This is a genomic window from Sulfurihydrogenibium sp. YO3AOP1 (assembly GCF_000020325.1).
GTDB lineage: Bacteria > Aquificota > Aquificia > Aquificales > Hydrogenothermaceae > Sulfurihydrogenibium.
Window position 1 is genome coordinate 1,830,033 of record NC_010730.1, and the last position, 8,410, is coordinate 1,838,442.

The following is an 8,410-nucleotide window of genomic DNA, read 5'->3' on the forward strand; positions in this document are numbered from 1 at the left end:
GAGATAGAAAATGAGAAATTTTATGGTAGAACCACCAAATATAGACTTTTTAAAGATTAGAAAAATAGGCTATGGGATATCTTTAAGCTTGTTAATTTTAAGCTTTGTTTTATTCTTTACGAAAGGGTTTAATCTTGGGCTTGATTTTACAGGTGGAACGTCGATTCAAGTTAAATTTAACCAGCAGATAAGAGTTTCTGATATTAGAAATCTACTTAAAGATGTAGATTTAGCAGACTCTTTAATTCAAGAAGTAGGAACTAACAAAGATGAAGTCGAAATTAGAGTACCGGCTAAAAAGGGAAGTTCAAGCGTTGTTCTTGAAAAAGTGAAAAAAGCATTAGATAGCAAATACCAAGGTCAGTATGAGATAAGAAAGGTAGAGTTTATAGATGCTTTGGTTGGAAGTGAGATGGCAAAAGCCAGCGTGTACTCTATGGTTTTTGTAATGCTTGGGATTTTACTTTTTGTAGGTTATAGATATGAGCCTTTATTTGCAATTGCAGCTGTAATTCCCCTGTTCCATGATGCAATCATCACACTTGGTATATTCTCACTTCTTGGAAAAGAGATAGACCTTACAGTAATTGCGGCAATCTTAACAGTTCTTGGGTACTCTTTAAACGATACAATCATCGTTTTTGATAGAATCAGAGAAAACATAAAAGCCCGTGGAAGAAAAAATATGGAAAGCATCATTAACAGAAGTATTAACGAAAACTTAGCAAGAACGATAATCACATCAGGAACAGCATTATTTTCTGTAATTGCGATATACTTTTTTGGTGGAGAATCTCTTCAAAACTTCGCATTAGCACTGCTTATAGGTATTGTTTTTGGTACTTACTCATCAATTTACGTTGCTGCACCTTTGATTTTAGAAGTTGAAAAAATTTTAAGAGCAAAAGCAAAAAAAGAAACGGTAGGAGCGTAAATGAGATACTTAGAAAGACTAAAAAATCTAAAAGCCTATAAAACAGAAACAACACCTTGTAAAGTAAAACTATCTTCAAATGAAAGCCCATTTGACCTATCAGATAAATTAAAAGAAAGAATATCTCAAGAAATTAAAAAAATAAACTTTCAAAGATATCCAGACCCACATGCTACAAGACTTAAAGAAGCAATAGCCAATTTTGTAAATTCAGAAGAAAATCTAAATATAGCGCCAGAAAACCTTGTTCTTGGAAATGGTTCAGATGAGTTGATACATCTTTTAATCACAGTTATTGGAGATTTAAAAAATCCAGTTGCCTATCCAATACCAACCTTTCCTATGTATCAAGTTTCTTCTGACGTAATTGGAAGACCAAAGGTAGAGTTTGAGCTTGATGAAAATTTTCAGCTTACAAAAGAAGAGATAGATAAAGCATTATCAAAAAATCCTGATGCTTTCTTCTTTGCATCCCCAAACAACCCAACAGGAAACAGCTTTAACAAAAGTTTAATAAAATACGTGATAGATAAAGGAGTTTTTACAGTAATAGACGAAGCATACATCCACTTTTCAGATAAAGAAAGCTTTATAAAAGAAGCTCTGCAGTATGATAACGTAGTTGTATTAAGAACAATGTCAAAGGTAGGACTTGCAAGTATAAGACTTGGCTATCTAATAGCAAAAAAAGAAGTAGCTCAAGAGATAAACAAAGCAAGACTGCCATTTAACATTACCTACCCAACACAGGTAATAGGAGAAATTGTACTAACAGAAGGATTAGATGAATTAAATCAGCAAATAAAAGCTGTAAGAGAAGAAAGAACAAGAGTGATGTCAGAAATTTCTAAGATAAAACATATAAAAGTCTATCCATCAGATGCAAACTTTTTCTTGATGAAAGTTCCAAACGGAGACCTGCTTCACAAACAGCTAATAGAAAAAGGCGTCCTTGTAAGAAACATGTCTCATCTTCCAAAGCTTGAAAACTGCTTAAGAGTTTCTATTGGCAAAAAGGAAGAAAACGATGAATTTATAAAAGCAATGTTTGAAATATTTAAAAATGGATAAAGTGGAGAAGATAATTAACGATGTAGTTTATGTTTTAGTAGAAAAATTACAGCCAGAAAAAATATTACTTTTTGGCTCAAGAGCTAAAGGAGAAAATAAACCATACTCAGATATCGATTTAGCAGTTGAATTAAAACAAAATGTAGATTTTAGACTAAAAAGAAAGATAAAAGAGCTTGTAGAAGATATAAGCGGGATATATTCAGTAGATATTGTTTATCTTAATGAATGTAGCGAAAACTTTAAAAACATAGTTTATGAAACAGGGAAAGTTTTATATGAGAAAAGTTGAAATTCTTCAAGCTTTAGAAAATTTAAACAATGCTTTAAATAGATTAAGCGAAGCTGTTAAAACTGCAAAAACTGATTTAGAGATAGACGGTACAATCCAGAGATTTGAGTTTTCATTTAAGCTTTTCTGGAAAACTCTAAAGCTTATATTAAAGTATTATGGTGTTGAATGTAATAATCCAAGAACTTGCATAAAAGAAGCATTTAGAAATGGTTTAATAGATGATGATGAAATTTTTCTTGATATGCTTGAAGATAGAAACTTAACATCCCATATATATGACAAACAGACAGCCAATGAAATTTTTGAAAGGATTAAAAAATTTTATACTGCCAAGCTATTTGAAACTGTAAGAAAAATTGAGAGTAAGATTTAATTAATTTATCTTATTTCAGAAGGATGCAAAGGTTCTTTAAAATAGAATCCTTGACCATAGTCTATTCCAATTTCTTTTAACTTATCATAAATTTCTTTGTTAGATACGAATTCTGCAATGGTTTTTATATTTATCTCCTTGGTCAAGCTTTTTATTGCTTTTACAGCAGTGTAAGATATAGGGTCTTTATCTATCTTTCTTATTATCTGACCATCTATTTTTAAATAATCGAGTTGAAGTTCTATTAAGTGTAAAATATTAGAAAATCCTGAGCCAAAATCGTCTAAGGCTATCTCGTATCCAGCTTTTTTCAATATCTGTAAATTTTCTCTTAATTTTCCATAATCGTCAACACTCTCTGATTCTAAGATTTCAAGTGTAATCATTGAGGTAAAATCTTTGCTTAATGAAGTTAGAAAATTTATAATATCAATATCTAAAATATCTGATGGCAATAAGTTGATACTTACTTTTATTTTCTTTGTCCTTACAATAAAGAGATTAAACTCAATTATTTTTTTTGTAAGTTCTTTATAAACATAAGTATTTTTAATTGATGCTAAAAACAAATTTGGCACTATAATCTTTCTCTCTGGAGAGATTATTCTTACTAATGCTTCAAATTTTATAGTTTTCATAGTTTCCATATCAAAAATAGGCTGATAATAACAAATTAATCTTTTTTCTTCAATTGCTATCTTTACATCTGTTAGCCTCTTATCGGTTCTATATTCCAAACCATCAGAATAAATCTCAACAGTATTTCTTTTTTGTTTTGCTTTCAATAATGCAGTATCAGCTTTTTTTAAGGCTAATGAAAAATCGGTTTCCTTTTCTGGATATAAGTAAATACCAGCAGATGCGGTTATTTTTACCGTGTTGTTAATTAAATTAAATTTATTTAAAGATATTTTATTTATAATTCTCTCTGTAATACCTAACGGGTTTGTATTATCATCAAATTTTTTAACTAAAATTAAGAATTCATCATCTCCTATTCGAATAATTATATCTTCTTCTCTAATATTATTTTTAATTATTTTAACTACATCTTGTAGCAATAAATCTGCTATGTCTTTTCCATAACCTTTATGAATATTTGAAAAATTATCCAAATCCAGCAAAATTACAGCAAAATTAAGTTTATGGAAATTTTTTTCTATTTCAGAAATATAGTTTTTATTATAAACACCAGTTATTTTATCTATATATTTAGGTTCTATTCCTTCTTTGTTTTTCTTGAATATATCTAATATCCCCATAGCATAATTATACCATATAAACATAGGTTTAAGTTACATGAATTAAGTCTGTATTTCAAATAATTCATATAAGTTTATGTTTATCAAGGCAGTAAAGAGAAAGGCAGTAAAACACTATTTTAACTATCCAAGATATCTAAAAGAATAAGCATATGTAGAGAGAATGAATAGGGCTATTGCAGATGAGTTTTTGATGTACTATGTTTAAACAAAAAATCACCTCTGGAATACTTTTGTGATATTATAAATTCAAGTAAATCTGCAGCTTTCCCAAACTGGTATGACTTATACACACAAAAAGTTTTTTGATATTTGGAATAGTTTTACTTATACATTTTCTTGAATTTCTTATTATGTTATCATATTTTATCTTTTATTAATAACGTTTTCTAATAACTTTATGGAGGATCAAAATGGAAAAGTTAATTATATTTGATACAACTTTAAGAGATGGTGAGCAAGCACCTGGTTTTTCAATGACAGTTGAAGAAAAAGTAAAGATGGCTTTACAGCTTGAAAAACTCGGCGTTGATGTTATTGAGGCTGGTTTTGCTGCTGCATCTGAAGGAGATTTTGAAGCTATTAAAAGAGTTGCTCAGGAAGTAAAAAATGCAAAAGTTTGCTCCTTGGCAAGGGCATTAGAGTCAGACATAGAAAAAGCAGGAGAAGCCCTGTCTCCAGCAGAAAACAGAAGAATTCATACATTTATAGCAACATCCCCTATTCATATGCAGTATAAGTTAAGAATGAAGCCAGAGGAAGTTTTAGAAAGAGCTGTAAAAGCAATAAAGTATGCTTTAAGATTTACAGATGATGTTGAATTTTCTGCAGAAGATGCTTTTAGGTCTGAAAGAGAGTTTTTGTACAGAGTTTTTGAAGCTGTTATAGATGCAGGGGCTAAGACGATAAACGTACCTGATACTGTTGGTTATGCTATTCCACAAGAGTTTGGAAAGTTAATAGCAGATATTAAAAATAACGTTCCAAATATAGATAAAGCTGTAATCAGCGTTCACTGTCATAACGATTTAGGATTAGCGGTTGCAAACTCCCTCTCTGCTGTAAAAAATGGAGCAAGACAAGTTCACGCAACTATAAATGGAATTGGTGAAAGGGCTGGTAATGCTGCACTTGAAGAAGTTGTAATGGCTATAAAAGTAAGACATGATTACTTTAAAGATGTTTATACAACCATAAACACAAAAGAAATTTATAAGACAAGCAGATTATTATGCAGAATTACAGGAAGTTTTGTGCAACCAAACAAAGCAATCATTGGGGATAATGCTTTCGCTCATGAGGCAGGTATACATCAGCATGGAATTCTTGCACATAGAGAAACTTATGAAATAATGAGAGCTGAGGATGTAGGTGTACCAAAATCTAAAATTGTTCTTGGAAAACATTCTGGAAGACATGCATTTAAAGCAAGGTTGGAAGAGCTTGGCTATACAACCTTATCAGAAAGTGAAATAGACACATTGTTCCAAAAGTTTAAAAAACTTGCAGACAAGAAAAAAGAAGTATTTGACGAAGATATAGAAGCTTTAATCTTGGAAGAGTTTTCAGAGTTTGACCAAGAGGCAAAATTAAAATACTTCCATGTAATTAGTGGCGATAACGTTATTCCAACTGCAACTGTAAAAATAGAAAAAGAAGGCGAAGAAATAGTCTCAACTGCATGCGGGGATGGTCCGATAGACTGTGCAATCAATGCTTTGGAAAAAGCTTTAAACATAAAAGGAAAGCTTATGGACTATACTATTAGGTCTTTAAGCTCAGGTAAAGATGCAATGGGTGAAGTGAGAGTTATCGTCAGATTTGAAGATTCTGAGCACATAGCCTCCGGAAAAGGAACATCTACAGACATAATAGAAGCAAGCATTAAAGCTTACATAGATGCTTACAACAAATACATGGCAAGAAAATCTTTCTTAACAAGGCAAATTAATGAAGGAGTGTAGATGAAAAAAAGCTTATTTTTAATCCTACTTATTCTAATAGGGTTTGTTATTTTATTCATCTTAGGAAAGATAAACTTTTCAAAGCCCGAGATTACAGTACTGAATAAAACTTTGTCTTTAGGAGAGAATGCTGTTATATCAGTTAAAGCTGTAGACGATAAGCCGGGTATAAGAGATTTAAAGGTATACATTTCACAAAATAACCATAAAATTAAAGTTTTTGAACAAAGTATGGATAATCAAAAAGAAGTATCTTTAAATGTAAATATTAAGCCCAAGAGTCTTGGCTTGGTTGAAGGAAATGCTGTTTTAGAGATAGAAGCAAGAGATGGTTCCATACTTAAAAATACAAAAGTATTAACAAAAGATGTTAAAATTGATTTTACACCACCTTCAATTTCTATATTAGCATCCACTCAAAACATAATAAACGGTGGAACAGGTTTCGTATTTGCTAAATCGTCCGAAGACCTAAAAACTTTAGATGTAAAGATAGAAAATCTTAGTTTTAAATGTTTAAACTTAAATAACACTTATGTATGTCCTTTTAGCCTTCCTTATTTTTATAATGATAAAAAACCTATTTATTTAGAAGCATTAGACAATGCAGATAATAAAACAATAAGTTCAATTTCTTACAATTTCAAAAAAGTAAATTACTCACAGTCTGTTTTAGATATTGATGATAATTTTATAGACACAAAAATAAAGCCACTTTCAGATAAAGACATTCTGGATAAAGCTGAATTGTTCAAGTATGTTAATACCTTTACAAGAAACAAAAATGAAAGCCTTATCCATAAGATTGCAAGTGAATGTAAAAATGTGTATCCGATGTTTGAAGGAGAGTTTATATATTTAGAAAATGCTGCAAAGCTTGGCGGTTTTGCTGATTATAGAAAATACAGATATAACGGTAAAATCGTTGAAGGAGCAGATGCTTATCATAAAGGGTTTGATTTTGCATCTGTAAAAAATGCACCGGTTAAAGCATCTAACAACGGAAAGGTTGTTTTTACTGGATTCTTGGGCATATATGGCAATAGTATAATTATTGACCATGGTCTTTGTGTTTATACGTTATACTCTCATTTAAGCGAAATTGCAGTTAAAGAAGGGGAAACAGTGAAAAAAGGTCAGTATATAGGAAAAACAGGAACAACAGGATTGGCTGTAGGAGACCATTTACATTATGGAGTGTTGGTTAATGGAATAGAGGTCAATCCAGTAGAATGGTTTGATATTAACTGGCTAAACACAAGATTTTATGAAAATTACAAAAACATAGTAGGAGGTAATAAATGAAGTTTTTCATCGATACAGCAGATGTGAATGAGATTAGAGAAGCAAACAAATTACATTTTCTTGATGGAGTAACAACTAATCCAACATTAATCGCAAAGGTTAAAAAACCATTTTGGGATGTGGTAAAAAGTATATTGGCAGAAGTACCAGATAAACCAGTTAGCTTGGAAGTTGCAAGCACAGATGCAGAAGGCATGATTAAAGAGGGTGAAAAGCTTGCGGAACTTGGTAAAAATGTTGTTATCAAGATTCCAATGACACCAGAAGGTTTAAAGGCAGTAAGCTACTTTGAAAATAAAGGAATAAAGACTAACGTTACATTGGTATTCTCTCCAGCCCAAGCTTTATTAGCTATGAAGGTTGGAGCATCTTATATATCTCCATTTGTAGGCAGATTGGATGATATTAGCCATACCGGTATGGATTTAATAAGACAAATCAAGCAAATCAAAGATAATTATAATTTTAAATCTGAAATTATTGTAGCATCTGTCAGAAATCCTGTTCATGTAATAGAATCCGCAATGATTGGAGCAGATATAGCAACAATTCCATACAGTGTAATTGCACAACTGGCTAAACATCCACTTACAGATATTGGATTAGAAAGATTTCTAAAAGATTGGGAAAGCGTTCCAGAAAAACCATTTTAAAATGAAATACAGAAAAAAAGGTGTAAAAAGAGAACATTCTATCATTGAAGATTTTGAAAAGGACTTGCAGGCTCTGGTAGAAATGGGGCTTGCTAAGTCCATCATACCAGGAAGAATTTACACAAGTCCAAAGGCTCAAAAAGGAGATAAAATTATAAAATATCAGTATGACACTGAAACAGGTGCAAAGTTATTGCTAAAAAAAGGGGTCAACAGTCCAAGAAGCGTTTGTCATTACAGATAAAAGACAAGAGTTAAGAGCTTATCTTTTAAACCTGGAACGTGAAATGTAAGAAGTGAAAGGTTTTTCTGCTACGGCGTAAGATTGTTTCAAAATTCTCGTAAGCTTACCTTTCCGTGTCATCCTGAGGCTGTAAGCCGAAGGATCCCCTCTTTTGATTTTTTGACTTGAAAAGAAAAACATGAGATTCTTCGCTTTGCTCAGAATGACAATTTTGATTTTTGGAACAGTCTTGCTATGTCATTTAGCTGTTAAATTTTCTTAACAAAATAAACAAGTTTTCTCAAGGAAAAATCAATTAAGTCTTTATAA

At 31.2% G+C, this 8,410-nt stretch carries 9 protein-coding genes; 8 read left to right on the plus strand and 1 reads right to left on the minus strand.

Annotated features, from left to right (window positions below; all coding sequences use genetic code 11):
- Window positions 1-10: 10 nt before the first annotated feature.
- The 4 genes from secF to SYO3AOP1_RS09065 are packed head-to-tail and all read left to right on the plus strand — an operon-like array spanning window position 11 to window position 2,673.
- On the plus strand, window positions 11-934 hold the full coding sequence (gene secF, locus SYO3AOP1_RS09050; RefSeq protein WP_012460420.1) for a protein translocase subunit SecF: 924 nt from the start codon (window positions 11-13) through the stop codon (window positions 932-934).
- Complete coding sequence (gene hisC, locus SYO3AOP1_RS09055; protein WP_012460421.1) at window positions 935-2,005, plus strand: histidinol-phosphate transaminase; 1,071 nt, start codon at window positions 935-937, stop codon at window positions 2,003-2,005.
- Window positions 1,998-2,297 carry a nucleotidyltransferase domain-containing protein gene (locus SYO3AOP1_RS09060; RefSeq protein WP_012460422.1) on the plus strand — a complete coding sequence of 100 codons (300 nt, stop codon included), beginning with the start codon at window positions 1,998-2,000 and terminating at the stop codon, window positions 2,295-2,297. The genes hisC and SYO3AOP1_RS09060 overlap by 8 nt, the downstream gene beginning before the upstream one ends.
- A complete protein-coding gene (locus tag SYO3AOP1_RS09065; protein WP_012460423.1) occupies window positions 2,284-2,673 on the plus strand; it encodes a nucleotidyltransferase substrate binding protein in 390 nt (129 codons plus the stop codon). Before SYO3AOP1_RS09060 ends, SYO3AOP1_RS09065 begins: the two co-directional genes overlap by 14 nt.
- Before the next feature lie 5 nt (window positions 2,674-2,678).
- Here SYO3AOP1_RS09065 and SYO3AOP1_RS09070 read toward each other — a convergent pair whose 3' ends face one another.
- A complete protein-coding gene (locus SYO3AOP1_RS09070) occupies window positions 2,679-3,959 on the minus strand; it encodes a bifunctional diguanylate cyclase/phosphodiesterase (protein WP_012460424.1) in 1,281 nt (426 codons plus the stop codon).
- Between the two features lie 389 nt (window positions 3,960-4,348).
- On the opposite strand from SYO3AOP1_RS09070, the gene SYO3AOP1_RS09075 reads away from it, so the two are divergent.
- Genes SYO3AOP1_RS09075 through SYO3AOP1_RS09090 form a run of 4 tightly spaced genes read left to right on the plus strand, consistent with a single transcriptional unit; the run spans window position 4,349 to window position 8,101 of the window.
- A complete protein-coding gene (locus SYO3AOP1_RS09075; RefSeq protein ID WP_012460425.1) occupies window positions 4,349-5,899 on the plus strand; it encodes a 2-isopropylmalate synthase in 1,551 nt (516 codons plus the stop codon).
- Window positions 5,900-7,204, plus strand: coding sequence for a M23 family metallopeptidase (locus tag SYO3AOP1_RS09080; protein WP_012460426.1), 1,305 nt, complete (start codon window positions 5,900-5,902; stop codon window positions 7,202-7,204).
- Window positions 7,201-7,857, plus strand: coding sequence for a fructose-6-phosphate aldolase (fsa, locus tag SYO3AOP1_RS09085; protein WP_012460427.1), 657 nt, complete (start codon window positions 7,201-7,203; stop codon window positions 7,855-7,857). The genes SYO3AOP1_RS09080 and fsa overlap by 4 nt, the downstream gene beginning before the upstream one ends.
- Window position 7,858: 1 nt before the next feature.
- Window positions 7,859-8,101, plus strand: coding sequence for a hypothetical protein (locus SYO3AOP1_RS09090; protein ID WP_012460428.1), 243 nt, complete (start codon window positions 7,859-7,861; stop codon window positions 8,099-8,101).
- Window positions 8,102-8,410 lie beyond the last annotated feature (309 nt).

What these genes read in the sequence shown, in the direction of transcription:
- SYO3AOP1_RS09065 (WP_012460423.1), top strand. Translation starts at nt 2,284, where the DNA reads ATGAGAAAAGTTGAAATTCTTCAAGCTTTAGAAAATTTAAACAATGCT.
- secF (WP_012460420.1), top strand. Translation starts at nt 11, where the DNA reads ATGAGAAATTTTATGGTAGAACCACCAAATATAGACTTTTTAAAGATT.
- SYO3AOP1_RS09070 (WP_012460424.1), bottom strand. Translation starts at nt 3,959, where the DNA reads ATGTTTATATGGTATAATTATGCTATGGGGATATTAGATATATTCAAG.
- SYO3AOP1_RS09060 (WP_012460422.1), top strand. Translation starts at nt 1,998, where the DNA reads ATGGATAAAGTGGAGAAGATAATTAACGATGTAGTTTATGTTTTAGTA.
- SYO3AOP1_RS09075 (WP_012460425.1), top strand. Translation starts at nt 4,349, where the DNA reads ATGGAAAAGTTAATTATATTTGATACAACTTTAAGAGATGGTGAGCAA.
- SYO3AOP1_RS09090 (WP_012460428.1), top strand. Translation starts at nt 7,859, where the DNA reads ATGAAATACAGAAAAAAAGGTGTAAAAAGAGAACATTCTATCATTGAA.
- hisC (WP_012460421.1), top strand. Translation starts at nt 935, where the DNA reads ATGAGATACTTAGAAAGACTAAAAAATCTAAAAGCCTATAAAACAGAA.
- fsa (WP_012460427.1), top strand. Translation starts at nt 7,201, where the DNA reads ATGAAGTTTTTCATCGATACAGCAGATGTGAATGAGATTAGAGAAGCA.
- SYO3AOP1_RS09080 (WP_012460426.1), top strand. Translation starts at nt 5,900, where the DNA reads ATGAAAAAAAGCTTATTTTTAATCCTACTTATTCTAATAGGGTTTGTT.